Origin of the sequence: Blastopirellula sp. J2-11, from assembly GCF_024584705.1 — a bacterium.
Taxonomy (GTDB): Bacteria; Planctomycetota; Planctomycetia; order Pirellulales; family Pirellulaceae; genus Blastopirellula.
On record NZ_CP097384.1, the window covers coordinates 3,531,902 to 3,558,527 of the forward strand.

Sequence of the window (26,626 nt, forward strand, 5' to 3'; positions counted from 1 at the left end):
GATTATTTCTGTGAACTTGCGGCAGCACAAATGCGTTCCAGTAACGCTTTGGATTTTCGAATCCCATCGTACTCGGATAAAACGGGACCCTCGTATTCAATCCCAACGTAGCCGTGGTAGCCGGAAGACAAGACGATGTCCATCATGCGAGGATAGTCGATGCTGGTTTCTTCGCCATTGTCATTGAAGTTGTAGCTCTTGGCCGACACCCCTTTGGCGTAAGGCATTAATTCCTGGATGCCCCGATATCGATCATAAGTCTGTTCCGGCGTGATATTAAAATTTCCGAAGTCAGGAAGCGTTCCGCAGTTGGGCAAATCTATCTGACGAATCAGTGACGCTAGCCAAGCGCCATCGGAGGACAGGCCGCCATGATTTTCCACCAGAATGTTTATTTCTTGCTTCGCCGCAGCCTCGCACAGCATGCGAATGCCTTCCGCAGCACGATCTCGCTGCTCATCGGCGCTTCCTTCGGCGTCTGCATAAACCCGAATCGAATGACAATTCAAGAACTTGGCGGCCTCTACCCATCGCAAATGGTTGGCGACGGCTGATTCCCGCTCTTTCTTTGCAGCAGCGCCGAGGGTGCCTTCGCCGCCGCACATAATCAGCAGGCTCCGGACTCCATGGTCCTCGGCTCGCATTTTCATCTCTTTCAGATACTTGTAGTCAGTGACCTTATCTTGGAAGAAGCGATTCACATATTCGACAGCGGTGATCCCAAAATCTTCGCTGGCCATTTTAGCGAAATCGAGGTTGTTCAAAGTTCCCCCGTAGAAGCCTCGATGAAGAGACCATTGCGCCAACGAAATCTGAAATGCGACCTTCTCTTCAGCAGCGACTAGCTTATCCGCCAAGCAAGCGGTCAAGCCAGTTCCAATGCAGGTTAACGTCGCATTTTCAAGAAAGTTCCGCCTAGTAATCTTATTCATGTTTACCGCTCTAAAAATCATCATCGTTAAGGCAAGCGTATGCCTGATCTGACCAAAGTCTAGGTGCGAGTCCCGAGCTCGTCACTGAGATTCTGTAGCGTTTGAGTGTTAAATATGTATTGCGTAATTAAACTGAGAGATGATTCAACGTGATCCATAGCGTCCATCCAGCTCATAGCGTATTCATGTAAGTGGGGGGAATTCGTTGCACAGCGGTGGTTTGAACTATCTTGAAGTGGGAGTCGCAGGCAATGTCGCTATCGGACAAGCGGGAAAAATTACGGCCGCATGTTGCAGTTCTTGTTGACAGTACTGGAAATTACGGTCGCTTGCTGCTTCTTGGAATTGCAGAGTATGCGGAGACGCAAGAGAACTGGTCGTTGTTCATCGAGACGCGGGGGACAGGTCGGCTTAACACGCGGTGGCTGGAGAATTGGGCAGGAGACGGCATTCTGGCATATATCGAAGATATCAATACAGCGTCTAGCTTGCTGCAAGCTGGAATACCGATTGTTGAAACCTATGGGCATGCATGCTTTCCGGATGTGCCATCGGTTGGAAACGACGATATAGCCATCGGCCGTATGGCGGGTGAACATCTAGCGGAACGCCGTTTTATTCATTTCGGCTATTGCGGGTATCCTAGTCAGTCTTGGTGCAAGCTTAGGCTTCAAGGGTTTCGCGAAGCAGTTGACAAACGAGCCTCTTGGTTTGATACGCACTTTATTCCAAGAAGTTTTCCTTCGCTGCGGCGCTGGGAGAAGTCGCAAGTTGCCCTTGGGAAATGGCTGATCGAGGCTCCTAAGCCGCTCGGTCTAATGGCTTGCTCGGATCGATGTGCTCAGCAGGTGCTGGATGCTTGCCGTCGGGTCAATTTAAAAGTCCCTGATCAGGTTGCAGTACTTGGATCCGACAATGACGAGGTCCTTTGTCGGGTCTCTGACCCTCCTCTGTCCAGCGTTGCTGACAATCCACGTAAGATTGGATACGAAGCGGCCCGTTTATTGTCACGATTGATGCTAGAGAAACGATCGTCTGAAGAAAGAATGGAGCCGATCATGATTCCGCCTCAGGGAGTAATTACCCGGCGATCTACGGAGGCGATGGTAACTGACGACGCGATAATCGCTCAGGCGCTTCAGTACATTCGCGATCATGCTTCAGAGTCGATCGATGCAAGTGCCGTAGTCCGACAGTTTCCACTCTCTCGCAGCGCTTTTTATCGTAGGTTTTCAGATGCCGTTGGACACTCACCGCACGAGGAAATCATCAGAGTTCGGATTAATCGAATTCGCGAACTCCTTGTCCAGACCTCTTTGCCGCTCTCGCGGATAGCACACCTATCAGGTTTTGGGCATACGGAATATATGGTCGCTGTCTTTAAGCGACGAGTGGGCATAACGCCTGGCAAATATCGGACAAAGCATCGCATCGTGATTGACAATTAGCAGGCTGCTGAAAAGTCGGGCGGTTGGGCGCGCTGCGTGCTGTGGCCGGAAAGCGCTTCGCTTGCCTAGCGATAGGTGATGGATCGGCCGGCGTTTTGCCCCTTGATGACGGAGGGCTTGTTGGTTGGCGCATTGGGAGACGCGGCGGCCGTCGCCTGCTTGTTCCACTATAGCGATCGCGGTGGTCAATACGCAGGCAAACGGTTCCGATCGTTGCCGCGTCGCGCATCGATTCGCCAAAGCGTCGACTCCAACGACAACTGCGACCGAAAACACTTCAGCACCGGCTACCGAACGCCAGTTCTACTCAAGAGCCATCAGCCTAGCGAAAAATAAGACGCCAGCAAGCTTTCATTTCGAGCGCTATCTCAAAAAAACACTACAAGATGGGGGAGTCGGCATTTTTGAAAAATAAACCAGCTGCAAACTACGTCTTGAAGTGTTAGCGAGTGGTTCTTCTAGATGGATCTCGTCCAGAGAAGATGAGACCTTTGCGAGCGTCACTTTTCTGGAAATCACCTCAGTGTGAAACAGCGAAATCAATAGTGAGGTTCAGCCTGAGCGATCAGAACCCAAATCTAGGAGGCAAGGGAGATTTCATTTTGAAGATTGGGCGCGCTCTCGGTCGTCCGGCACGTTGATGTCAAGTGAAGTCGCCTCTGACGGCAACTCAACTTCCATACGATATTCTTTAAAAAGCTGCCTGCCCTGCGGAAGTTCTATGCCAACGGGATTTCCATCCATCCCTAAAACACGCACAACGTAAGAGCCGCCAAAGATCCCACGATTCACTTTTGTTTTGTATTCGCCATTTTGAATCTCAGCATAGGCCGCCGGGGCTGAATTCCCCTTAGAAGCGTCCGGTTCAAAAATTACTCTCCCGATTGGAACCGGTTGTTCACGAAAATTTACCTGACCATGCACTTCATATCCGTGCTGATCTGAAGCAAAGCAACCAATGAGAAAAGTCGTCTGGACGATTAAGCAAATACGCAACAGTTTTCCCGAGGCGTTTGCAAGATTCAATTTCAACGCCTTATTTGGAAAACGATGCTGGTCAGTACTCATTGCGTTACTCATTTACGTCAGTTTTGGGACAAAAACTATGGATATCCATATTCAGTAACATGGAAATCACCGAATAATGGTTAAACCATATTTGTCTTTCGCTGTCTCTGCATGTCCTGAAGCTTACACAACAGAAAGACGGGGGATTCTTCTAATGCGAAACTGGCGTTCCATCGGCACGGGACCCTAGCAATCGAAGGATAGTTAGGTCTGTCGTGTCAGACAAAAACTGCACGGAACTATCCGCAAATACAAACAATGCGCCTTGCGGGTGCTTGCTGCCAAACGTAGATGTAGCCGGCCCAGCTGGATAGTCGACAGAAGGATCAAGGTCAGAAGAGTTTATGCCTTCCATGGCAGCGCAAAGGCCGGACGGGAAATCGTACAGACCCATTGGATATGCTCTCAGTCCAGTATCCCAGCTCGTGTATCCCGTCGGCGCTCCAGAAATATGTGGGCAATATTTCGTCTCGCCAATCATTATGACATTGCTCGTGCCATCGGTAACCGAAGCAAATCTGTTTGACGAGTTGTTGTGAAAAATTCCGTTGTAAAAATAAACACGATCCGGGGCGTCACTCGCAGTGCATTTTGGCGCTGAGCCTCCCCCCTGACAAGCATAATAGTTTGTGTTGCATGAATCGGAGGTTGAATTCGGGTCTGATGGGCATTGATACTTGCGATTAGGAGAAAACTGAACCGCATGATTAGGAGCTGTTGAATTTAAAATAGTGCCGGCAAATGCGTATCGAAAATCATACTGATCGTATCTTGCTTGCTCTTCCATAAATGGCAAAATAAGAACAGCCCACGGCGCTCCGATATCGGATTCGTCATTGCCATCCAAATCACACGCCGTCTTGCTAATTTTGGTGATTCCGCCAGGGGGAAATAACTGGAATGCGCTATGGTAATTGTGCATGGCGATTCCGATCTGACGAATTTGATTACTGCACTGTATTCGGCGCGCCGCCTCACGGGCCTGCTGAACAGCCGGCAGCAATAGGGCGATCAAGACCCCGATAATTGCAATCACGACAAGTAATTCCACCAACGTAAAAGCATGGCGGATTGCCCGCCCCCCATTATTAATGCTCATGAAATCGCTTTCTTGAATGTGCGTGAAAGTGTGAATCTGTTTTTGCCGACAGGTCTGTTGGCTTACCAAGAAATGAATGATGTATTTGGAGATCAGCAATCCATTTTTGTAAAAGCAGATATGGCTCTTTTTAATACAAATGAGGGTCATGTTCTCTCTAGGTTAATTTAGCGTAATCGGGGATGTACGCTCCGTCACGTAGAATTTGTGTCATGAAAATGTAAATAATGTCCACTGCGTTTCGCGGGGCGGGAAAGGCATCCGACAGCTGTTGAAAAATGCCCTTGCGGGCTGTTACCCATTGATCCTGCTAGGCTCTGTCAGAAAACGCTCATAGTTGCGTTTTATAGAAGATCCTGGGCCCTGGTTTTTCCGGGACTTTTCACTTCGCAAGTTCCGATTTTTCAGCGGATTTAGATGTTTTCTGACAGAGCCTAGTTGCGCCCGTTCCGCTTCAGCCGGGCAACTGGTCGCGTTCGCCGAAAACATCGTCAGCCCAGCAGCACCGTACTGAGTCACTCCGATCGGAAGGCGACGAAGGACGTCAAGCGATTCATGGATGAACTGAGGAGGTTTACATTAGCCAACAGATAAAATATCGGTCCGCCGTTAGGCGAACTGCAAGCCGACGAATGGATCGAGAATTGGACGCAGGAGCCGCCGCCTGAGCCCTCCACGAACACCAAGCTCTGACGCTTGATATGGACCGAGATCTTCATACGCAGCTCAAAATCCACTGCGCGACGCATGATATTCAGGTCACCGATCTGTTGCGGCGGTTGATCGAACAAGAGCAGAGTTAGCAGCCTGTTGAGTTTCCCACCTTTCCATTATCCTGATTCCCATCTTCATCGGAGGCTTGAGCATGGCGTTGGGACGACGTCGCGAGGAGCGGCAGCAGGCGTTTTGGGTTTCGGCGGACGCGGTCGGTTCGGGGCCGCGGAATGTTTTTTACGATCGGTTGAATCGGTTGCTGGCCGAGATCGAGTTTGATCGCCAGCTCGAAGCAGCGGCCGAGCCCTATTATGACACCACGGGCCGCAAGTCGTTGCCGCCGGGTGTCTACTTTCGCATGATTTTCATCGGCTACTTCGAAGACATTTCGAGCCAGCGCGGCATCGCCTGGCGGTGCGAAGACAGTCGCTCGCTCGCCAGATTTCTCGCCTTCGGTCCTGGCGAAGCGACGCCTGACTACAGCACGCTTTCTTTAACGCGCGATCGTTTGCCGGTCGAGCTTCATCATCTGGCGTTCGAGTTAGTGCTGGCCGCCGCCCAGCAGTATGGCTTGTTAAAAGGAAAGACGATCGGCGTCGACGCGACCGACTTGGAAGCCAACGCGGCGATGACAGGCGCGAGTATCTTCGCAAGCTGTACGAAGCAGAAACGGGCACGAGCGATCCGGATGACGACGAGCTGCGAAGGTTTGATAAACGCCGAAAGGACAAGAAGGTTTCGAATGAAGAGTGGGTCAGCAAAACCGATCCGGACGCCAAGATCGGCAAGATGAAAGATGGCCGCACGCACATGAAGTACAAGGCCGAAAACGCGGTCGATCTCGAGACCGAGATCATCATCGCGGCCGAAGTTTACCCAGGCGACCAAGGCGATACGACGACGATCGAAGACACGATTCTCGCCGCGCAGACGCATTTGAACGAAGCGCAAACCGAGTGCGAAATCCAAGAGATCGTCACCGACAAAGGGTATCACAGCGAAGACTGTCTGGACCACTTGCAGAACGATCTCGGCCAGCGGACGTACATTCCCGAAAAGCATCGCAACCAGCCCCGCAGGGCAAAAGACAAGTCGCCGGAAGTCAATCATTCGTACTATCGCAACCGGCGAAACACGAAGGGTAAACGCGGCCGCCAACTGCAACGTAAGCGCAGCGAACGAGTCGAGCGATCGCTCGCCCATCTCTGCGACACAGGCGGCGCGCGGCGCACCTGGCTGCGAGGCCTGGAGAAAGTTCAAAAGCGTTACAAGATGGCAGCCACGGCGTTCAACCTGGGGCGAATCCTGCGCAGCCTGCTGGGCGCTGGCAAACCAAGACACCTGGCGGTGCTCGCCGAAGCGTTTTGTTTTGTCTATCTTGCCATGTGGTGGTATGAGAAAGCGCGAATGGCGTTTAAGATCACATTCCAACCGCACGAAACAGAAAATCGGAATCCAGCGCCGGCAATCGCGTAAGAGCCTATCCGGAAACTGCTATTTCTTGAAACCTCGGTTTTCGTAACACTTGCGTGCTTCAATAACCAGTGGAGCACGCGATGTCCGAAGAAGGCCGAAAACGATACCCGAGTGATTTAACCGACCAGCAGTGGGAGTTGATTGAAGGTTTGATCCCGCGTTCGCGACGAAGCAAAAAAGGAGGTCGCCCTCGCTCGGTCGACATGCGTGAAGTCATGAATGCGATCTTCTATCAATGCCGCTCCGGCTGCCAGTGGGATATGCTGCCGCATGGCCTGCTGCCGAAGAGCACGGTCTACGATTACTTCGCCGCCTGGCGAGACAACGGCACGCTGCGGCGGATCAATGAGACGCTTGTCGGCGCGATTCGTCAGCTCGAAGCTCCGAGCCAAGAGATCGATCCCAGCGCCGCCAGCATCGACAGTCAAAGCGTGAAAACGAGCGAACGTTCCGGAAGCCGCGGCTACGACGGCGGCAAGAAAATCACGGGCCGCAAGCGAAATATCGCCATCGATACGCTGGGGTTGCTGCTGGCCGTCGTGGTGACAATCGCGTCGATGGATGATGCGTACGCCGCGCGTCCCGTGATGAAACAGCTCTCGAAAGTGAAGCAGCCTCGATTGGAAACAGTGTAGGCCGATTCGAAGTATCATAATCATGGCCTATCGCCTTCCCCGTTTGTCTGCATCAATGATCCGTCTAGATTTTCGTCATAGACAGCCGCTTCCTTCGTAACACGATCTGCCGCAACCTCTCTCTCCGTAACCACCTTGCTAACATCCGCCTTCACCTCGCCGACAATCCGATCACGATCGGCCTGAGCGTTTGCAACATCACTGGCTTCACTGGCGGCGGCTTGGCTCATGTCATAGTTGTAGATGTCAGAGGCGATGTCGGTGGCGGCGTCATGGACGGCGGCGGCGACTGCCAGGGCTTTGGTGGTCCAGGGATCGGCGGTGTCGTTGTTGGCGGTGGTTAGTGCGGTCAGGGCGTCTACCAGGGAGTCGTAGTCGTTGTCGACATCGAACTCGGCGAATTCTTTATCGCGGGCGGCGATCGTCTCTTGCTGGGTTCGGTAGGCGGCGGCTTCGGTGGTGACGTAGTTGACCTGGGCGTCGGCGATTGCCTTGGTTGACTGGGCGCGGGATTGGCCGACGTTGTTTTCGTACTGGGCTTCAGACTTGGCGACGGTGGATTGATGGGCGCCTTGGGCGTCGATGGCCGCTTTGCAGTAAGCTTCGGTAAAGGTTTCGCGGGCAGCACGGAGCGCTTTGTTGGCGTCTGTGAGGGAGGTGCTGTGGGCGGTCGTATCGCCGTTGTCGGCGAAGCGACGGTCGGCTTGTTCAATGGCGATGCGATGGTCGCGGAGCGCCTGGGCTTCGGCAATTTGGTAGACGGCGATGGCATCGGCCAGCTGCGTTCCGTTCGACTGGTAGCTGCCGGCGATCTGGTCTTCGGCCTGTTTCAGACTAGAAGCGGCGAGCAGGTTGTGGGCGAAGATCGTCGATTCGCGAAGGCTGGAATAGGTATTGCTGGCGACGGCGGCGATCGCCGCGTAGGTGACGTTGGAGCCGATGTTGCTGCTTATCTAGCTTTGGATTGGGCTCTCGTTTTCGCTAGCAAGGTGGTTTTCTGCTTATCTTATCCACGGTCGGCCTCAAATGCCCCGGCATGAAAACGATGACCCTCGTCCCTTTCTGCCTTTGCTTCCAATTACTTGGGGCAAGTGAGGGTGATAAGGAGTGGACTCGCCGCGCACAATCATTGCCACGCAAAGCCGCGGGCCCCGTGCGATTACGTCATACCACTGCCAGGCATTTAGCTAGATTTTGGCGGATGAAAGATATCTTCTTCCAGCCGAATGGCAAACCGCCAGTCGAACGGAAAAACTTCATCCTTCGACAGACCTAATGCAATCAGAGCATCTGCATCCTCGTGCTTGTACCAAGTCCCATCGATCCACCAAAAAATAGATGCAGGCGTGCCGCTACTATTGGTGTCTACTCGAAAGACAGACTCGATTTCTCGCCCAGACCTCACTATAGTTGATCCACCTATCCAGTACATGCCGGATGCCTTGGGAACCACTGTCATGGAAACCACGTTTGCTTCCTCTTGGTTACCATACTCTTGCAAAACAAATAAGCTGGAAGTTCGCACAAGATTGAGTCGTTGTCGCATGTCGGTATCGGTAATCACTCCTGGTACTGCTGAAAACTACCGGGTCTCGGATTAACAGATGGGACTTTCCCACCCAACCGATAAAACTTGTGTGTGTTTCTGTGCAAGTCCACGCCCTGGAGCACCATGTTATCGATGGTATCGGTGCCGCCATCAAAAAGTGCCTTCTTGTGGTGAACAGTGTATCCAGGTGGAACTTCACCACGCCGCAACCACGGCTTGAGTGACTTCGGTACATTCGGGTGACCAGCTATCGAACGCAGGAAAGCGTTTCGAGTATTGGGGGTGGTTTGATCGCATGAAAGGAACACTCTCAAAATGAAAGAGAACCGAATGAGTAATGAGTCAGTTGACAACATCCTTCCACAGATGCATGCATCGTATGGTCCTTTCATGGACAGCGTAACTAAGGCTAAACTTGATCCGAACAAAGTCCCCAGAAGCTTAGTTCCGTATTTGCCGTATGCTGCACTGTGGGGCGTTGCTGATGACTTGGAGCGTGAGCAGCGTGTCAGGCAAGCTCCTGCCGAGGCAAAGCAAGATCTCCTACGAATAGTCAGATTGATTGAGGAGCAACTTGAAGTATGGCTCGCAGGCGTCGAAGCGGATTCTGACGCACCGTCTGATGAGTACGTCGCTTTTGCAGCCATGTTGATGGCAGCGGACTTTATATAATGATGTTTTTCAAGGATTCGATGCCGGGCATTCGCTTCAACACCTTGACGACTTCACCGGCGTGACCGCGGACTTGGACTTTTCTTTCGCTTTCGGCTGATACAACGGATTGACGTTACCCATACCGGGGACCGCCTGAGGTGGTCTAGTCAAAAGCCTCCCCGCGGACATCGCCGAATCGGCCTGCTTCTCTCGCGACACTGTCGTGTCCACTGAATCCGGCTTACGCCCGATCGGCGAAATCCGCCCCGGTGAGCGAGTCCATTCTTTTGACTTCGCGAGCGGCGAGTGGAAACTGCGTTCCGTCACTGACCGCATCGACAGCTTGTACTGCGGCGCTGTCCTGACGATCGATACCGGCGACTCTCGAATCGAAACGACGATTCATCACCCGTTCGGGGTTGTGCAAGGGCACGAACTGACCTTCCGATCCACCTCGCGACTCCTTTCAGGCGGAGAAGATGAACGCCAAGCTCTACCAGGCCGCTGGGTCAACTCCCACGAACTGCAGGCTGGAGATATAATCTACAGTCGCGACGGGAAAACTCGCATCATTCGCAGCATTCACCAGCGATACGAAGATGCATTCCCGGTCTCAAATCTAACGATCGGCGATTTCCACAGCTACGCAGTTGGTTTTGATTCGATTCTGGTCCACAATACCTCCTTGTGTGATGAAGCGATAGGAAAACTTCAGGCGCGGTTAAACCAAGGAGAAACGACGCTTGATGAGATCGCCGATACGATAACGTCCTAATTACTGCGCAAATTTGAGAGCCAGCCCTGGCTCTGGTATGGATTTGATTAGCAACATCAACCACCACCAGAACCAAGGACTGACCATGGCGAATTTACCAGAAGATCGGACCGACGAAGAAATCCGGGATGCGATTAAAATTGACGGCGACGCGGTGCGGGGGCATCTTGATGAACAGGTCCGCTCAACCGTCGAGGAGACGTTGAACAAGATGCTGGACGCTGAAGCGGATCAGATTTGCAACGCCAAGCGTTACGAGTCAGGAGCCGATTGCCAGAAAGGGCTAACTCAATACTTCAAATTCTATAGCCACGAACGTCCTCATCAGTCGCTAGGTAATCGCCCCCGTGGGCCGTCCACACCAGCCAGCGACCAAGAGCCAAGGCATCCACCTAAGCAGCCCGCTCTCGTGGTCCGAAAACTGGGGTCCACTTCAGACAACCGGTCTACAACTCGTCAATCGGCGGTTGGCGGCGCTATGAAAAGCAGTTGGCGCCGCTGCTGAAAATATTGGAGTCGGCCGGCAATCTTCCTGATCAGCAGTTGCTGTCTTGATCGCTGGGTCGATGATTTCCAAGATCGCGACGAGGCCGGCGTCGCGATTCGGTTTTAGCGATCCGCGAAACGGTCTAATCGATCATGCGCCCATCACGGAAACGAAATGCGCCATCAACCGGCAGGACTGTGCCTGTGATGTAATCGGCATCTGACGACATTAGAAAAGCGGCGGCTCGGCCAATATCGCGCGGCGTCCCTAGCCTTCCCCAGGGCAGCTTCGGCGTTTCCTCCGCGAAAAACTCCGGACTGAACGCTTCTCTTTCGCCCGGCGTATCGATCCAGCCAGGCTCGATCACGTTGACATTGATGCGATGGCTAGTCAGTTCGACGGCGATCGTTCTGGCCAAATGGTTCAGGCCAGCTTTCGCTGCACAGTACGCGCTTTTGCCAGCCATGGGACGCTGAGCGAGGACGCTTGAAACAAACACGATCTTACCTAGAAGGCTTTGCTCCACCATCTGTTGCGCCACCAACTGGCTCATATGAAATCCGCTGAACAGCGTCCCCTGGACGACCTTCTCGAAGTCCTCGGGAGGGAGCTGAAGAAAAGAGGCTACTGTCTGAAAAGCAGGACAACTGACCAAACCGTGGATTGGACCAGATTGCTCAACGGCTTGGCGAAGCAAGGCTTCGCAACCTGCACGCGTGAAGACGTCGGCTTCGACGCCAATCACGCTTGCGCCGCTGTCACGCAGCTCTTGAACGGTTGATTGCAGATCTTTACCACCCGGACGATCGTTAATAATTAAGGCAGCGCCTTCTCGCGCTAATTCGATCGCACACCCTTTTCCGATCCCCCTGCCAGCCGCCGTGACGATGATGGTTTGATCTTTCAGTCTCATACTCTTCGTGTTGCTTTCAGGGATCAATCGATGATGGACGACAAGGCCTCATCAAATTCACCAGACCATTTTTCCAGCATTTGAAGCATTGCCAAGAAGTCGTTTCCATGCGCCAAGAGCTGAGCCCCTTTCGCTCGCATAGGGCGGATAAGATCGGCCGAAACCGGCAGGCCCCATGCCTTGCCTGACTTCATCGCGATCTTTGCGACTTGATCAATCGCCGATTCGACGCTCATGGGACTTTTGTCCTGAGAAATGCGAATTCCCAAATCAGCGGGGCCTACAAACATGCCGTCGAGTCCCTCAATTTCGGCGATCTGCTCTGCGTTTTTGATGGCGAGCGGCGTCTCCAGTTGAACGATAAGAAAGGTCTCCTGGTTCGCATGGTCGATATAGTCATCTAGCTTGTGGCCGTAATAGTCGCTATCCATGTTGGCGCCACATAGACCACGATCTCCTAGTGGAGGAAACTTTACGATGTCAACAAGTTCTCTCGCGACTTCTGGAGTCGAGACATGAGGCGCCATCAAGCCGGTTGCGCCATCTTCGAGATAGCGATAGAGCGACGTGCGTTCTCCGGTCTTGGGACGAACCATGCAGTCAATGTCGTATAGGTGAAAGCTGGGCATCAATCCCCTGAAATCATCCGCGGACATCGCATTGTGTTCCAAGTCGAGCCAGATACAGTCGTATCCGTGTCGCGCCGCATGCGCAACATAGGAAGCACTGAAGTGCCCCATCGAACAAATCCGCACAGGTTCACCACTTCTCAGGCGAGCAAGGGTACGGCTCTTTCTCATCGAGACTCCTTTAAGTGACTCATTTTTACCTCAGACGACGCAGGCCATCTTCCAGTTGAGAAAGTCATGCAACGGCATTCTTCATTGTCAGCCGGAGCAGTTGATGGAAATATAGGCGGCATGAAGCCTTCAACAGAGACCGATCAGACGCCGACTTCGCTTTGCTGTTGTAAAACGATCCGACTTGCGCCTGCCCAAAACTACCGCTAAGCCGATTGTCCAGATTCTTTTCACCTTGATGTTCCATCTCCATATCGCCGAACGTTCGAAATCCGGATTTCGCCGACCTGGCCGAAGAAGTGACCAAATCCTCCAAAGTTGAAAGCTCCTCCCAGTCTTGCCCAACCCTTTATTCGAGAGATGATGCTAAACTGCGCATCGTGCTGACGATTATTGACGAGCTTCCGTCCATCGGGACTGTTCATCCGCCAGATCAGCTTGCCGTCAAGAAACAGTTGATGTAGATCTTCGGCATAGTTGTACTGCCAAGCTACGTGATGCCATTCCGTATCACGAATGGCGGCATCTTTCGGATCTCCCACGATGCCTTCAGGGCGATGCCAAGGGTGGAGGTTCATCAATGCCTGATCCGGTTGTTCGCCGCAAAAATGGAGGCCAGGCGCCATGCTTCCGTCGGGCGAATTGATATCGGAAAGGTAGAGCTCCCAAACGCCTTTAGCGGTCGTGTCGTAGCTGCCGCAGATGTGCCCAAAATGGAATGGCTCGTTGGTATTACCAAACCCTTGAAACGCTCCACCTCGTCGAACCCATGCCTCCACAGTCCATGCATCTGCACACGTTTTCAAATCTAGTTTCGGGTTTCCCTTGGTTGAGGTCACCCAGCCGTGCTCTCCATGTCCGGTATCTTGGGGAAAGCGGCCTTCGCGACCAGGCCAAGAGACGCGTCTGTCGCCTCCCATGTTGGTCCAGGTGAGGGTGAGATCCTTGTCGCCCATTAGGTCAGGCATTATCCGACCATTCGGCCCCTGCCAGTCGTACAAGACGACTGTGTGCTCATCGGGGCCAAGGACTCGAAGCTCTTCTGGCAATACCCGGAGGGTGAGAGTGATGTCTTCCTTGAGTCCATTCGCGTCGGTAACCTCAAAACAAATGGTCGCATTGCCGACATCGGTCGGCGCCCCCTGCAGCTGCCCTGTATTGGCGTTGAGTTGAATGCCTTGAGGGACTTGACCGCTGCGCACCGCCCATTGAACGGGACCAGCCATGTGTTCGGATTTCAGAGTCGCCTGGTAAGGATGGTCCGGAAAAGCTGGCGGCAACGAACTGGTGGCAATTCGTCCTCGCTCCACACCAAGTGAAAAAGCGTGTTGGTCCGACTGATCCGCTTGGTCGATTGCCCGAACCACAAAAGTCTGTGGTTCAACAGCGACAGCAGCCTTGCCGTGTAGCAAACCGGTGCTGCTGTCGAGTTTTAATCCGGCAGGAGCTTGACCTTCGATGATCTCCCAGCTTACATCCCCCCTGGGAACGTCAGCCGAGAGTTGGACCGAGTAGGGAACATTCAACCCAGCCGTCGGAAGCTCTTGACCGATGATCGACAAATGCTCTGCAACCGGGTAACGCATGACGTTAGAGATACGTAATTCGTCGATTTCGCCTGCGAAGTTTCCATAATTGATATAGAAGGGAGGATCTTGCGAATGAACCAAGCCGCCAACGGTGAATGGGACGCAAACGTCTTCAGCGTCATTCTTAACTTTTCTTAGCCGAGTCTTTTCTAAAGGAAATCCCATTCTTCTGACGACTTGACCATCGAGCAAGAAGAAATGCGTTTGGTCCGAATAGCGAAACTGCCAAGCCACATGGCGCCATTGGTTGTCGGTAATAAACGCGGGCTTCGCGCCGGTGTAGCTGTCCGGACTGCGATCGGGGAAAAGGAGGCCACTGGTATCGTGATTCGGATCGTTGCCGCGTGGCGAGCCCATGAAACGCGCAGATGGTGAGATGCCGTTCTTCAACGGGCCTTTTTTGGGGCCATTGTAGAGTGCAAAGTTCCAACCGCCACGCATTCCGAGAGGGAGCCCAAAGCCTTCGTCGTCAGTGCCGCAGATGCACGCAAGGGTGTGCCCATTATCCTGACCTCCCTTGCCCGTATAACGCACCCAAGCTTCAACTGTCCACTCCTTGGTACAGCTGCGCAGATGAAGCTTGTCGTTATTTATCGGCCCCAACAGCAGATTGGCGTCATCCTTCCTACGCTCGAATCGCGCCGCGGCGCCGAATCCGGGATGTTCACTCCATAACGCCTGCTTGATTGCGTGCAGGGTAAGTTCCTGATCCCCCATCGCATCATGAGTTTCGTTGCCTTCGCCCTCATCGAAATGATAGAGCGCAATCGTATGCTCATCTGGCTGGAACGGTTCTCGCTGGACAGAGTCCTGAGCGCTGACACGGCAGACGCCGAACACTATCATCAATAAAGTGCAAATAGATCGCATTCCACTCTTCTTTCCAAATCTAAACGAACAAATGCACCATCGATTGCGACGATCATGCCTGGAGCGTTGAAGTGCGCCGACAGTTGGACTAGGGCTCGCTCCACATAGAGACGAGCCCTGAGATCATTCCCAGGAGCAGCGCAAGCGGCGAACAGATGGCCAGTAGATGCGTTGCCCCCATAAATAGCCCCTTCGGTAAATGGCGACTATTTATCCGAGAAAAGGCGATCCGTTTGATCCTTGCAGCGACGATTAATCATCGCCCTAAAGTGACTTAATAATCTTCCAAAACTTCGCCGTCGTTACGCGAGGCGAGTCTTTGAAGCGTAATTAGACTCATGTTTTCAGATAGATAGCGAACGGAAGCATCTCCCAGCGCGACGTGACATCCGCCCGGGTGATAACTTGAGGGCCCCGTGAAGTCATCGCTGGCGACATAGAAGCCGTCTAGGTCAGGAAAGTTGGAATTGATTCCGCCCTTGACCCCCATTCCGCCAGAGAACATCGCCCAACCAAACAGCTTGTTCGACCCGGGAGCATCGCCCACGACCTCGCCAAACGCCATTGTGTTGGTGGTTCCATCCGTGATGTCTCGAAACTTCGTCTTGGATTCGTAATAAAACATTCCGTCTCGATTGGAACCAACAATACCGAGCGGAGCCGTTCTTGCGGAATTGCCATCGATGCCGCTATGCGCGATCGGAGAATAGTGGGTTCCCCAGGCGTGGTCTCGTCCAGGCAATTGCGATGTAAAGTAGACGCCTTCATCCTGGGGATTGCTGGGGCACAGATACTCCTCAAGACGCGTCGCGATCAGAGGAGTATTAACATTCGGCGTGATGGTCGAGCCCGACTTAGTCGTCAACGGCAGACTGAAATTAAAGTGATCGTACAACGGCCGCTGCTCTACAAAGGGCAACAACATGGTGAGAGCACACTGTTGCTCGGTCGTGGTCGCGCCGTAACGACCGAAAGGAAACGTGAGATGCGTGTCGTGGTAGTTATGCAGCGCAAGTCCAATCTGGCGTAGGCGATTTTTGCACGACGTTCGTCGAGCCGCTTCACGCGCCTGCTGCACTGCAGGCAACAGCAGCGCGATGAGCACCCCGATGATAGCTATCACAACCAATAATTCTACGAGCGTAAAAGCATTGCGTCTCATGAGCATCATCCTTTTTCTGAAAAACAATCAATGAGAACCGTAAGGATAAAATAGATTTAGAGAACTGTATGTGATGATCTAGAGATCGAAGTTCTTTGTGATTTCATCAGAGCCTGTCGCCACAACAAGGGGGTCAATTTGAGAATCGACATTGAATTGCTTTGGTAGAAATTGCTCGCGTGCGGCCTCTGCGGCGATTGGATCGACTTCGGCTGAAGGGGCTCCCTCACGAGGGCGATAAGCGATAATCTCGACACGATAAGATCCCGCGGCGACGGCAAAGCGATCGGTAAACTGATAAGCCCCTTCTCTGATCTTCCGTGTCCGTACAGGAGTCGTCGTCCCCGAACTCGGGATCAAACGTATCACCCCATCGCGAATGGGCTCTCCCTGATAGGTTACGTTTCCGGTCACTGGCACGAGCCTCAAATCACCTTGGCCAGAACTACATCCAGTCGCGAAGGCGCCGAGAGCCGTGACTAAAGCCATTAGCAAGGAGAGATTCGTCATGAGAGTATTGCCCTTAGAGACACCTGCGGTGAAGCGTTCAATGAATGACAAGAGGATTAGGCGAACTGCGGTAAGCCACATGCCTTACTGCAGTGCAGTCTAACCTCGCCACAACAGGATCACAACACGTTTAAACGTCTTGCCCTGCAATTTTCTTGCAGATTGCACTGTTTTTTTATATCTAAAACTGTTCAATGCCGAAATATGCGGCTTTGAACAAGAACTACCGTGCCTTGGACGACTTGACGCTCTCTCTTTCCGAGTGGTACACTAAGGTCTATACAAACAGGAGCGGTGAGACGATATGTCGAGCGTTTTAAACGAGATGAAAGGCTTAACTTGGTCCAGCGAAGTCCCTTCGCAGCCCAAGTACGAGCAACTGCGGGGCTATATGGTCTCACAGATAGAATCCGGTGCGATTAAGCCGGGATCTGCATTGCCTTCAGAGAGTAAATTGGCCGAGTCGCTGCAGGTGGCCCGTAATACGATTCGTCAAGCGCTTGCCGCTTTGGAGCAAGAAGGTCTGATTCATCGGATTCATGGCAAAGGGACCTTCGTTCATGACGAGGCCAGGCAACGCATTCGAAAGGGGCTAGACCTGTTGGCTCTGATTGTTCCAGAGACCGACACGGCCTTTTACCCTTCGCTGCAGCGAAGTTTTGAAAAGGCCGCCGTTGAGTTGCATAACCAGGTGATCGTTTGCAATACAAATGGCGACATTGACAAGCAGGCCAGCGCGATTTTGCAGTTGATTGACCTACGGGTTTCGGGGGTCGCAATTGTTCCGACGGCCTCGCCGGTGACGCCGGCGTTACACATTCGCCATTTGCAACAGCACGGCATTCCCGTCGTATGTTGCTCTCGGGCAGTTGTCGGTGCACAGACGCCGCTGCTTGCTATTCCTTTCGAGGAAGTTGGTCGCCTTGCTGGGGAAGCAATCCGAGAAGCAGGGCATCACCGAGTGGCCTACCTCAGTAAAGGGCAGAGCACAGCTTCCACCGCCTACGAAAAGGGATTTCGCGAAGCGATGGGCAGCAAGGCCGACGTCTCCGTGTTTGTGGCGACTTGCCCGCCTACTGATTATCCGGCGTTGCAAGAAGAAAGCGCGATGGCGATCGAGGAGCTTTTTCGCCGCGACGCCCCGCCGACCACCCTCTTCTGCAGCTTTGACTCACTGGCGGAATGGGCCTACTTGCAAGTGTTGAAGCTTGGCCTACGAGTCCCCGAAGATGTTTCCGTGGTTGGCTTCGGTGGAACTTTTCGCGGTGGCGGACTAGCCAGCCAACTAGCTTCGGTGACTGTCGACGAAATTGGGCTGGGCACGCAGGCGGTCGAGTTGCTCACCATGATGCGTCGCGGCGAGGTTGCGATTGATGCGAATGAATCGCGGCAACTAGCGGTGTCGTTTCGAAATGGCGGCACCTTGGGTCCATGCTCTTCGGGAAATTGATAACGATTTGATTTTGATACTCGTCCATGCATCTTGATGCAATTGGACGCCTTCGTCGGCTGTGACACGAAATACCTCCGTGCGCAACTCACTTGCCAGGCGTTATTCTGCAGCATTGAATAGGCCAGTTTTTCCGCACGCTTCCAGGCGATCCTAGTGGTTGTCGTCCCAACCGAAGCATTGCAAAAAATGCGACAGGAGAACACTTGATGCTGGGCTGGATCGACATTGCCATCATCGCCATCTACATTGCCGCGATCTTTATCGTGGGCATTGCCAGCCGTGGCAAGCAGGTGGATGAGGCGGACTATTTCACGGGGGGCGGCGGCTTTTCCAAGTGGATCGGCGTGCTGGTGGTCGGGCTTAGTATCGGCGCCACATTCTTTAGCGGAATCAGCATGCTCGCCTTACCCAGCGTGGCCTATCAATCCGGCGTGGCGATTGCGTTAAGCATCTTTTTGTTACCGGCATCTGGCGCTGTGGTTTTATTTTGGTTTTTACCCCGCTTCTTTGCTGCGAATGTTCATCAGCCGTATGAAATAATCGAACGCAAGTTTGGCTACCCGACCCGATCTTTGGCGGCGGCGATGTACATGCTGTTGCGTATTGGGTGGATGGGCGTGCTGATCTACGCTCCCGTGATGGCGATTATGGCTGGTGGGCAATTGTCGAGCGGATGGTTTTGGCCTCTCGTGCTTGGAATTGGATTGACCAGCACGATTTACACCACGCTCGGCGGAATTCGTGGGGTAATGGTGACCGATGCAATCCAATTTCTTTTGATGGGATTGGGCGTAACGCTGCCAATTGGTTTTATCTTTTGGAATTACCCGTATGACTGGGAACACGCGACAGCGTTCTTGAAAGAGAGCCAGCGTCTGCAATGGGTTGACCCGTCGTTCAATGTCACCAAACCTTTCACGACCATTTCGATTGTTGCCGGTTTTTTCACAGCCAATCTAGGCGTATATCTCGCCGACCAGATGTCTATACAACGTTATTTGGCTGCCGGAGATCGTAAGTCGGCTAGTCGCGCTTTTGTCCTGAACATCGTCGGGGTAGTAATCATTATTGTACTTTTGCTCGTACTAGGTATCGCTCTATCTGTTTGGTACGAAGGCGTTGTCGATCGCCTCCCCCCGGATCAAGCCGATCATGTGTTTCCTGTCTTTGTGGCGACGCATTTGCCGGTCGGAACACCAGGGTTGATTTTTGCCGCCCTCTTAGCGGCGACCATGAGCAGTATGACCAGTGGAATCAATGCCCTAGCAGGCTGCATCACTCTCGACTTCGTCAGCCGATCGTCGGTCTTAACCTCGCACGAATCGCGTCTGAAATTCGCACGCTACGCCTCTATTTTGATTGGCGTTTCCGCGACGGTCACCGCTGGCGCCGTTAAACACCTCGGAACGATATTTGACATGTCTCAAGCATTTCTTGGCGTGCTTCTGGGGCCGTTGTTAGTTTGCATGTTGCTTTCCGTTTCGAAACTGAACGTCCGCCCCTTGAGCATGATGACGGGAATGCTTGTCGGCTGTATTTCCGGCGGCGCGGTAGTTCTGTCACCAGCGACAAGTCTTTGGGTCGCTCCGACAGCCGCTCTGGGAACTTTATTGATTCCTCTTGCAACCACGCTCACCTCCGCCTTCTTGGTCCGCTTTTCCGTAGCGGAGCAGAGCCCAACTGAAACACCGGCCGACGTTTCGTAACGACGCAAGTTGCGACTTATCATTCTCACGGAATTGCAGGCCTAACGTACGCGATCTTTAGATCCGACGACTTGATCTCTTGCAACGACAAGAGAGCGGCTCCAGTGATGTAACAAATGCGATCTTCGTCAGCAGCCCATTTTCGATCTGCAGAACGATCAGGGAATTCCGTTGGCGACGTTAATTCCCCACGGGGTTTTCCAGCACTTCATCGATTGGCAGTTTTTCATCCCCTGGCGGCGATTCGATTTCTTCCAAATTGGGCGGCGCTTCGAGCACCGGCGCCGGTTGACTCAGATAAGGCGAAGGCCAACCGCCGCCCAGTGAGCGATAGATGGATACGACGCCCTGCGCCACATTGCCTTTGGCCACCGCAGCGGCGACCTCCTGCTGCGTCTTGGTGTTTTGAACGCTGAACACGCGATTGAAGTCAATCTCCTCTCCCTCCTCAAACTGCAGGGTGATCAATTGATTGGTTTTGTCGGCCGCTTCGGCTGCTTCCAATTGCAATCGGAGTTGCTCTTGGGCTTTGAGGAATTGGACAATCGCGTTCTCGGCTTCAAGATTGGCGTTGAGGACCGTTTGCTGATAGGCTGCCAGCAACTCCTGGAAACGCGCATCTTGGAAGTGAATGTTTCCGGCGATGCGGCCATAGTTCAGAATATTCCAGTCGAGCGTCGGACCTACCGAACCAAATCCCGAACCTGTGCGGAACAGGTCTTTGAACTGATTCCCACTCCTGCCAACCGTTCCAATGAGCGTGATGTGCGGATATAACTCGGATTCCGCCACACCGATCAACGCGCTCTGCGACGCCAGTTCCCGCTCTGAGCGACGGACGTCGGGCCGCTGCAACAAGGTCGCGGCTGGAATCCCTAGCGCGATCTCTGGCTTCACGTTTGGTATTTCGCCAGCGCCCAACATGTCGACGATCAATTCAGGCGGTGCGCCAAACAGAACGCACAGCTGGTTCTGCGATTGCCGGAGAGAGATCTCCAATTGCGGAACGAGCGCTTCGGTCTGCACGAGACTCGATTTCGCCTGTTGCACATCGACTTCACTCGATTCGCCGTTGACAAAGCGAATCTCTGTCAGCTCATAGGTCTTCCGTTGGTTTTCCACATTCAGCTTGACAAGCTCCAACCGCGTCTGCAGCGTGCGGATATCGATGTACGTCTGAGCGACGTCGGCCACCAGTGTGACAACCACGTCTCCATAGTCGTACACAGCGGCGTCGAGGTCCGCGTCCGCGGCTTCGACAGCACGGCGATAACGGCCCCAGAAATCAACTTCCCACGCCAACCCAAACGATCCTCGCCAAGTGCTGAAGTGACGATCGAAACCGGCGCCAGTGACAAGATTATGCGAATATTGAGCGGAAAAATCTTGCTGTTGCGGGAACATGCTCCCCACCGCGATGGCGCGCAGCGCCCTGGCTTGCATGATTCGTGCACCCGCTTGGCGAACCGTCAGGTTCTGACTGTAGGCCTCGGTAACGAGTTGGTTCAAAACCGGGTCGTTAAAGGAGTTCGCCCACCAGGCGGCGGCGTCGACGGGGTCACCGATTACTCGTTTGTCGTCGGAATCGATCCAGTCCTGCGCCACGGGAACAGCTGGAGTACGATAGTTGGGGCCTACCTTGAAGCCGTTGGCGATCCAGTCGCGGGGACTCGTGCAGCCCAGGGCAACCAACGAAATCCAGACCAGCGAAACAATCAGGCGGATCCGGAGTTGGTAAAGTGCACTGCTTGCAGATGGGTTAGGTACGCATCGCATCAATTATCTCGAAAAATCAGCAAGACAGGAATATACGTCGCTTGCCCTACAATCGGTGAATCTGCCGAGATCGGTACAATTATTCCCGTCGTGCTCGAACAGCTTAACTCCGCCCCTGGCCCGCCGGGGACAAAGTCGCCGCGATCGGTACAATCGTTAAAATCGAACGCTAGTGCTTCCACGCGTAAGCAGAGCAAATTCGCCCCCCAGAGTGCGTGTGTCGAAGTACGTTCGACTCAGCGCTTTGTTAACCCGCCCCCCATGGATTATCGCCGATCCGTTTTCCGATGAGATCCGCGTCGAGATTCAATCGCGTATTCCCTCACTCGATCTTCCAACTATCGTTAATTGACGTGGTCGCAACGTATGGCAAAGTCTTCCATTTCACTTTCGATTCTCGCCGGGCACTTGCTAAGGCTTGCGATCCCCTGCGCTATTCTTGCCGCAGGCTGGTTCGGCTTTCAACAACTGGCGATTCAAGTCGAACGGCCCCCTCGACCAGTCCCCAAGAAAGTGTTGTTACGATCCCGGGTCGAGGAACTCGAAGTGGTTGACTATCCGGTGGTCGTCAAGACGCACGCCGTCGTCCAGGCACACAACCAAGTGACGTTGACTGCCCAAGTCTCTGGCGTGGTGACGAAGATCAGCCCTTCCTTTGAAGTCGGCGCTTACTTTAAGCAAGGGGAAACGCTCGTCGAGATCGATCCAAGCGACTATCAGACGGCGCTTGCCTTCGCCCAGTCCGAGCTGGCGGCCGCAAAGTCGGAACTCAAGCTTGCGACGCTAGTAGAAGAACGCAAGTTAAGACTGGTCGAATCGAACGCCGTTTCTCAGGGAGAGGTAGACGCGGCATCCGCGAGCCGAGAGCAGTCTGAAGCCAACGTCGCGTTGGCCGAAACGGGGGTCGAGCAGGCACAGCTGAATCTTCAGCGAACCAAGATCGTGGCGCCTTTTGATGGCCGAGTCATGTCGAAGCTAATCGGCATCGGACAATTGGCAGGGTCAAATTCGCCATTGGGTGAAGTGTTCGCCATCGATTATGTCGAAGTCCGTCTTCCCATCTCTGGTGAACTAAGGGAATTCCTGAAGTTGCCCGAGTTTGCGAATGATCCCCCCCTCCCCGTGCAGTTCCGCGATGGTATCCAAAAGTCGAACGAAACCATCTGGAGAGGGAACATCGTTCGCACGGAAGGGCAGTTGGATGAGGACTCACGCGACCTGTTCGCAATCGCTCGCATTGATCGACCTTTCGGTGGAGAAACAAGGACAGCGCCGCTACGAATCGGTCAGCCGGTCATCGCTTTCATTGAGGGGAAAGTCTTGCAAGATGTCGTTGCGTTGCCCAGAGGCGCCGTTCGCCAACTAGATAAGATCGTCTTGGTGAACCGCGCTGATCAAACGCTGTTGCCGATCTCGATCAAGTCGCTGTGGTCTGACGCGGAGAAGGTGATCGTTTCCTCGTCCTCGATCCCAGAGGGAATGTGGTTGGCGACAACCCCCATGCCATTCACGCCCAAGGGCGCCAAGATTGAAATCATCCCAGCAGCGGATACGGGTATTTCCATTGCGGACTCCACTTCGCCCGATACTGACAAGAACTCTACCAACTGACAAATACCGATGATTCGCTGGTTTACTACAAACGGGATCGCCGCGAACTTCATGATGTTCGCTATCCTTATCGCGGGCGCCTATACGGCGCTCTACAAAATCCCGCTGGAGGTTTCCCCGGAACGCAGCTTTGAATCCGTGTTCGTCAATATGACTTATCGCGGCGGGACCGCCAAAGATGTCGAGCGGGCAATCCTCATCCCAATCGAGGAATCTCTGGAAGGCGTGGAAGGTATTCGCGACATCATCTCAGAAGGTCGCCAAGGCCAGGGAAGAATCATGATCGACGCCGAGCCAGGGACTGACCTGCGGGCGCTGATGGACGACGTCTCAGCCCGGATTAACACGATCACCAGCTTTCCGGATGAAACCGAGCGGCCCCAGATCTCTATTCCCGATTCGTCCAATTGGTGGGAAGTATTGAGCATTGCAGTCACGGGACATTTGAACTCACACGAGTTGCGGGAAGTTGCACGCAAAGTGGAAGAAGACGTGATTGCGCTGCCGGGGATCAGCCGGGCGCAAGTGCAAGGAGACCGAGACTACGAAATCAGCGTAGAAGTGGATACGACGAAGCTGTTGGCGTATGGGCTGAGCTTGCAGGATCTCTCGGAAGCCATCCAACAATTTTCAGTCGACTTACCGGCAGGTTCGATCGAGAGCGCCAGCGGCACCTTCATCATCCGCACCCGTGGCCAAGCCTACTCTGAGCAAGAATTTGGCAATACCCCCATTCATGCCGCCAACGGCGCTGACATACTTCTGGGAGAGGTCGCGACCATCAACGACGGCTTCGAGGAAGGAGAAAAGATCGTTGAGTTCAATGGTCGCCCTGCCCTATTCGTCGAAGTGATGCGCACCGGCAAAGAGAATGCGATCGACATTTCAGATAAGGTGCACCAATACGTCCGCAACGCTCGCAGCCGGTTTCCCGAAGGGATCGAGCTGTTCATCTGGGACGACGAATCGGTCGAGATTCGGGGACGCTTGACAACGCTCGTCACTTCGATGGTGCAAGGAAGCTTGCTGGTCATGCTGCTATTGGGTCTCTTCTTGCGTCCAGGTCTTGCGTTCTGGATCGTGGCTGGTATCCCTGTCGGCTTTGCCGGTGGAGTAATGATGATGCCCTGGTTTGGGGTTACTGCAAACGTGATGAGCTTGTTCGGGTTCATCATCGTCGTCGGTATCGTCGTCGATGATGCAATCGTGACCGGTGAAAACGTCTATTTGAAAATGCAGGAAGGGTTAGATCCGCTAGAAGCAGCTGTCGAAGGGACCAAGGAGGTCGCGACACCGGTCACGTTCGGCGCGCTGACAACGATGGTTGCATTCATCCCGTTGATGTTTTTTGAAGGGAGCTGGGGTGATTTCGCGTCCCAGGTTCCGCCAATCGTCGCGCCAGTGCTCTTGTTTTCTCTCATCGAATCAAAGTTCATCCTGCCGGCGCACCTAAAGCATTTAAGGCCGGTTCCTCGTAACAACCCAATAACGCGATTCCAAACATCAATCGCCAACAGTCTTGAATACTTCATCGAACGGGTTTATCAACCGTGTCTCGAGTTTTCGGTGCGTCATCGCGCCTCGGTGTTGGCCGCATTTGTGTCGGCGATCTTGCTAATGGCTGGTTACTGTTTGAGCGGTCGCATGGAGTTCGTCGCCTACCCAACGGTCGAAAAACAACGCATCTCCGCCGAACTTGATATGCCGGACGATACCTCATTGGAGACGACAGCGCGATACATGAAAAGGATCGAAGACGCGTTGCTTCAAGTTCAAAAAGAGTTTATTGATCCCGAAAGCGGCGAGTCGCTGGTCCTGAACATCTCCAAGATCGTAGGGGCCGCCAGGATTCATCGCGACTTCGAGAAATCGCGCGGCGCGATTTCGTTCGAAGTGTTAGCCCCGTCGCTGCGCAGCGCTGCCGGGCCCAAGAATAGCGATCTCGCTGCTCGCTGGAACGAACTGATTGGCCCAATTCCCGAGGCGACGGAATTCCGCATTCGCTCTGACTCAAGCATTAACCGAGACCGCAACGTTGACAATGAGAACCTGAATATCGAACTGCGTGGACCGATGTCGCCTGAGAAGGCCGAAGCGGCGCGTCAAATAAAAAGCCTGCTGGAGGAATACAAAGCGTTCAGCTCCGCCTGGGCGAACATTAACTACGGTCAGGACGAATTAGAATTGCGTCTGAAACCGTACGCGGCCGAACTCGACGTGACGCAACAGCTTCTTGCTCAACAGATCCGCCAATCTTTTTTTGGCGAAGAAGCTCAACGCGTGCAACGTGGTACGGATGACATCCGTGTCATGGTCCGATTGCCCCGCGCGCAGCGAGAAGCGCTGCACACGCTCGACCGCATGCAGATTCGCACGCCTCGCGGCGCAAGCGTGCCGCTCGCAACGGTGGCCGAAATCGCTTTTACCCAAGCCCCATCGTCGGTGACCCGAAAAAATGGCGCCGAGATACTTCGTTGCGGCGCCCAACCGGTGGACGAAACGGTTGACATCCTCGGAATTTCAGAAGAACTATCACCCAAAATCGAGGAACTGTGCCAACAACACAACCTCAGTTTCGAGTATGTCGGTTATGTCGCGGAGGCCGCAGACGCCCAGAGAAAGACAATTCTCGGTTCGTGTATCCTGGCATTTGTCTTGTATGGATTGTTGGCGGTCGCGCTGAAGTCGTTGGGGCAACCATTCTTCGTTTTGATGGCCATTCCGTTCGCGATCATCGGCGCTCTACTGGGGCACATTGCAATGGATATCACGCCCTCCTACCTTTCGGTATTCGGAATGTTGGCCCTCGCAGGCGTCGCCGTTAACGACACGCTGGTGATGGTCGATTATGTGAATCATCGGCGTGCTGCGGGCGCTACTCTGTACGAAGCGGCGCTCCAAGCAGGCGCTCGGCGATTTCGCCCGATCATGCTGACTTCGATCACCACGTTTGTGGGCCTGGTGCCGCTACTGATGGACAAGTCGCTGCAAGCCCAATTCTTAATCCCGATGGCGGCATCGCTCGCATTCGGAGTGATGTTCGCGACGCTAGTAACGCTGTTCTTAATTCCGTGCGCCCTTCTCGCCGCTAACGACGCCGGCAGAGCGATAACGGCGATCAAAAGATGGTATTTCCAACCATTCTTTTCCGATCGTCACAACGAAGACGAGAATGCACAATAACTGTCCGCTGCCGTTATACGCTGCGAATTGCAACCTTTCCTAAGTCAAATTCGAGTCAATATCCGCCCCATTTGCGTTCTTCTGCGTTTACCACTCCGCTGCATTCACAATCACGATGCATTTCGCAAATCTTTTGCAAATAATGCGTGAAGTCAATTGACGCGCCACAAGCGCTGGTCAAAATGGAAGGGTTGACTATTTTCTCACCCGAAATTG

At 53.5% G+C, this 26,626-nt stretch carries 23 protein-coding genes; 13 read left to right on the forward strand and 10 right to left on the reverse strand.

What is annotated here, in order from left to right:
- Positions 1 to 2: 2 nt before the first annotated feature.
- Entirely contained in the window at positions 3 to 932 is a 930-nt protein-coding gene (locus tag M4951_RS14030) for a sugar phosphate isomerase/epimerase family protein (protein ID WP_262022279.1), read from the reverse strand.
- 251 nt (positions 933 to 1,183) lie between these two features.
- Between M4951_RS14030 and M4951_RS14035 the strand changes: the two genes are divergently transcribed.
- Both M4951_RS14035 and M4951_RS14040 read left to right on the forward strand, forming a co-directional pair.
- Positions 1,184 to 2,380: a xylose operon transcription regulator XylR gene (locus tag M4951_RS14035; RefSeq protein ID WP_262022280.1), complete on the forward strand. Its 1,197-nt coding sequence runs from the start codon at positions 1,184 to 1,186 to the stop codon at positions 2,378 to 2,380.
- Between the two features lie 78 nt (positions 2,381 to 2,458).
- Positions 2,459 to 2,716 carry a hypothetical protein gene (locus M4951_RS14040; protein WP_262022281.1) on the forward strand — a complete coding sequence of 86 codons (258 nt, stop codon included), beginning with the start codon at positions 2,459 to 2,461 and terminating at the stop codon, positions 2,714 to 2,716.
- A gap of 261 nt (positions 2,717 to 2,977) precedes the next feature.
- On the opposite strand, the gene M4951_RS14045 is transcribed toward M4951_RS14040, so the two are convergent.
- Both M4951_RS14045 and M4951_RS14050 read right to left on the reverse strand, forming a co-directional pair.
- Positions 2,978 to 3,448: a hypothetical protein gene (locus tag M4951_RS14045; protein WP_262022282.1), complete on the reverse strand. Its 471-nt coding sequence runs from the start codon at positions 3,446 to 3,448 to the stop codon at positions 2,978 to 2,980.
- Positions 3,449 to 3,599: 151 nt separating this feature from the next.
- Entirely contained in the window at positions 3,600 to 4,697 is a 1,098-nt protein-coding gene (locus M4951_RS14050; protein ID WP_262022283.1) for a DUF1559 domain-containing protein, read from the reverse strand.
- 715 nt (positions 4,698 to 5,412) lie between these two features.
- Here M4951_RS14050 and M4951_RS14055 point away from each other — a divergent pair.
- From M4951_RS14055 to M4951_RS14070, 4 genes are all read left to right on the forward strand, one after another.
- Positions 5,413 to 6,054, forward strand: coding sequence for a transposase (locus tag M4951_RS14055; protein ID WP_262022284.1), 642 nt, complete (start codon positions 5,413 to 5,415; stop codon positions 6,052 to 6,054).
- Entirely contained in the window at positions 6,051 to 6,737 is a 687-nt protein-coding gene (locus tag M4951_RS14060; RefSeq protein ID WP_262022285.1) for a transposase, read from the forward strand. The genes M4951_RS14055 and M4951_RS14060 overlap by 4 nt, the downstream gene beginning before the upstream one ends.
- 80 nt (positions 6,738 to 6,817) lie before the next feature.
- A complete protein-coding gene (locus tag M4951_RS14065; RefSeq protein ID WP_262022286.1) occupies positions 6,818 to 7,372 on the forward strand; it encodes an IS5 family transposase in 555 nt (184 codons plus the stop codon).
- 512 nt (positions 7,373 to 7,884) lie between these two features.
- Positions 7,885 to 8,412, forward strand: a complete 528-nt coding sequence (locus M4951_RS14070; RefSeq protein WP_262022287.1) for a hypothetical protein — start codon at positions 7,885 to 7,887, stop codon at positions 8,410 to 8,412.
- A gap of 143 nt (positions 8,413 to 8,555) precedes the next feature.
- Here the strand turns inward: M4951_RS14070 and M4951_RS14075 are convergent, their stop codons facing one another.
- A complete protein-coding gene (locus M4951_RS14075) occupies positions 8,556 to 8,936 on the reverse strand; it encodes a hypothetical protein (protein WP_262022288.1) in 381 nt (126 codons plus the stop codon).
- Between the two features lie 300 nt (positions 8,937 to 9,236).
- On the opposite strand from M4951_RS14075, the gene M4951_RS14080 reads away from it, so the two are divergent.
- The 3 genes from M4951_RS14080 to M4951_RS14090 all read left to right on the forward strand — a co-directional run bounded on the left by M4951_RS14080 (position 9,237) and on the right by M4951_RS14090 (position 10,855).
- The gene (locus M4951_RS14080) at positions 9,237 to 9,593 is read left to right on the forward strand and encodes a hypothetical protein (protein ID WP_262022289.1); all 357 of its coding nucleotides are present in this window, start codon (positions 9,237 to 9,239) and stop codon (positions 9,591 to 9,593) included.
- 205 nt (positions 9,594 to 9,798) lie between these two features.
- Complete coding sequence (locus M4951_RS14085) at positions 9,799 to 10,350, forward strand: HINT domain-containing protein (RefSeq protein ID WP_262022290.1); 552 nt, start codon at positions 9,799 to 9,801, stop codon at positions 10,348 to 10,350.
- 85 nt (positions 10,351 to 10,435) lie between these two features.
- Positions 10,436 to 10,855, forward strand: a complete 420-nt coding sequence (locus tag M4951_RS14090; protein WP_262022291.1) for an integrase core domain-containing protein — start codon at positions 10,436 to 10,438, stop codon at positions 10,853 to 10,855.
- Positions 10,856 to 10,979: 124 nt separating this feature from the next.
- Here M4951_RS14090 and M4951_RS14095 read toward each other — a convergent pair whose 3' ends face one another.
- The 5 genes from M4951_RS14095 to M4951_RS14115 form a co-directional block, all read right to left on the reverse strand.
- Positions 10,980 to 11,777 carry an SDR family NAD(P)-dependent oxidoreductase gene (locus M4951_RS14095; protein ID WP_262022292.1) on the reverse strand — a complete coding sequence of 266 codons (798 nt, stop codon included), beginning with the start codon at positions 11,775 to 11,777 and terminating at the stop codon, positions 10,980 to 10,982.
- Positions 11,774 to 12,550 (reverse strand): HpcH/HpaI aldolase family protein, encoded by a 777-nt coding sequence (locus tag M4951_RS14100; RefSeq protein WP_315985730.1) that lies wholly within the window; start codon positions 12,548 to 12,550, stop codon positions 11,774 to 11,776. The genes M4951_RS14095 and M4951_RS14100 overlap by 4 nt, the downstream gene beginning before the upstream one ends.
- A gap of 230 nt (positions 12,551 to 12,780) precedes the next feature.
- Positions 12,781 to 15,009: a putative Ig domain-containing protein gene (locus tag M4951_RS14105; RefSeq protein WP_262022293.1), complete on the reverse strand. Its 2,229-nt coding sequence runs from the start codon at positions 15,007 to 15,009 to the stop codon at positions 12,781 to 12,783.
- 274 nt (positions 15,010 to 15,283) lie between these two features.
- Positions 15,284 to 16,171, reverse strand: coding sequence for a DUF1559 domain-containing protein (locus M4951_RS14110; protein ID WP_262022294.1), 888 nt, complete (start codon positions 16,169 to 16,171; stop codon positions 15,284 to 15,286).
- Positions 16,172 to 16,249: 78 nt separating this feature from the next.
- Complete coding sequence (locus M4951_RS14115; RefSeq protein ID WP_262022295.1) at positions 16,250 to 16,681, reverse strand: hypothetical protein; 432 nt, start codon at positions 16,679 to 16,681, stop codon at positions 16,250 to 16,252.
- A gap of 304 nt (positions 16,682 to 16,985) precedes the next feature.
- Here M4951_RS14115 and M4951_RS14120 point away from each other — a divergent pair, with 304 nt between their 5' ends.
- On the forward strand, positions 16,986 to 18,131 hold the full coding sequence (locus tag M4951_RS14120; RefSeq protein ID WP_262022296.1) for a GntR family transcriptional regulator: 1,146 nt from the start codon (positions 16,986 to 16,988) through the stop codon (positions 18,129 to 18,131).
- A gap of 209 nt (positions 18,132 to 18,340) precedes the next feature.
- Positions 18,341 to 19,840, forward strand: a complete 1,500-nt coding sequence (locus M4951_RS14125; protein ID WP_262022297.1) for a sodium:solute symporter family transporter — start codon at positions 18,341 to 18,343, stop codon at positions 19,838 to 19,840.
- A gap of 180 nt (positions 19,841 to 20,020) precedes the next feature.
- On the opposite strand, the gene M4951_RS14130 is transcribed toward M4951_RS14125, so the two are convergent.
- The gene (locus M4951_RS14130; RefSeq protein WP_262022298.1) at positions 20,021 to 21,616 is read right to left on the reverse strand and encodes an efflux transporter outer membrane subunit; all 1,596 of its coding nucleotides are present in this window, start codon (positions 21,614 to 21,616) and stop codon (positions 20,021 to 20,023) included.
- A gap of 366 nt (positions 21,617 to 21,982) precedes the next feature.
- Between M4951_RS14130 and M4951_RS14135 the strand changes: the two genes are divergently transcribed.
- Positions 21,983 to 23,227 (forward strand): efflux RND transporter periplasmic adaptor subunit, encoded by a 1,245-nt coding sequence (locus M4951_RS14135; RefSeq protein ID WP_262022299.1) that lies wholly within the window; start codon positions 21,983 to 21,985, stop codon positions 23,225 to 23,227.
- Between the two features lie 9 nt (positions 23,228 to 23,236).
- Positions 23,237 to 26,410: an efflux RND transporter permease subunit gene (locus M4951_RS14140; protein ID WP_262022300.1), complete on the forward strand. Its 3,174-nt coding sequence runs from the start codon at positions 23,237 to 23,239 to the stop codon at positions 26,408 to 26,410.
- Positions 26,411 to 26,626: the final 216 nt, after the last annotated feature.